The sequence below is a fragment of the Streptomyces sp. UNOC14_S4 genome (assembly GCF_020740835.1).
In the GTDB taxonomy this organism is placed as follows: domain Bacteria; phylum Actinomycetota; class Actinomycetes; order Streptomycetales; family Streptomycetaceae; genus Streptomyces.
The window spans coordinates 1-863 of the sequence record NZ_JAINFC010000999.1 but is presented as its reverse complement, the minus strand read 5'-3'; the positions used below and the strand labels follow the sequence as shown (position 1 = coordinate 863).

The 863-nt window shown below is 67.9% G+C and carries 1 protein-coding gene; it reads left to right on the top strand.

What is annotated here, in order from left to right; all coding sequences use genetic code 11:
• The coding region (locus K6I34_RS37565) for a type I-E CRISPR-associated protein Cas7/Cse4/CasC (RefSeq protein WP_229332486.1) at positions 1 to 803 on the top strand (803 nt) is incomplete at its 5' end.
• Positions 804 to 863 lie beyond the last annotated feature (60 nt).

Genomic DNA, 863 nt, shown 5'->3' with positions numbered 1-863 from the left:
GAGACAGCCTTCTCGCCCTGTGCCGCACCCACCGCCCCGCACTCGAGGAAGCCCTAGCCGAACACACCACAACCAGCAGCACGACGACTATGCCCGCCGTCCTGCCCACCCAGGAGATCGCCACCCAGCTGACCCGGCGGACCGCCACCATCAACCTGTTCGGACGGATGCTCGCCGAGATCCCCTCCGGCCACGTCGAGGGCGCAGTGCAGATGGCACCCGCGTTCACCGTCCACCAAGCCGACCTGCAGCCGGACTTCTTCACCAGCGTCGAGGACTGGCCCCAGCCAGGCGAGGCCGGCAGCGCCCACCTGCAGACCGCCTTCCTCACCGCAGGCATCTTCTACCGGTTCGCCACCGTCAACGTCACCGAACTCCTCCACAACCTCGACGGCGACACCACCACCGCCAGCGAACTGATCGAGCTGTTCACCCGCTCCTTCATCATGACAATGCCGAAAGGCAAAAAGACCTCCACCGCCCCACACACCGTCCCCGACCTCGTCCACTACGCCGTACGCGACCGCCGCCCCATCTCCTACGGCGCCGCCTTCGAACAACCCGTCAAAGCCCAGCCCCAAGGCGGCTACACCCTCCCCGCACGCAAAGCCCTGACCGACTACGCAGCCGCCATCAACCGCCTGGTCGGCACCCGGCACCGCATCGCCCACGGCCACGCCGGCACACCAACCACCCCCCTCGAACACCTCGGCACCCACCACCACTCCTTCGACGACCTGGCCACCGCCTGCACCAAAGCCACCATGACCCCCACCACAGACCCCGCCGGAGACCAGGCATGAACGGCCTCCTGCTGCGCCTAGCCGGACCCCTCCAGTCCTGGGGCGAACGCGGAGTCTTCC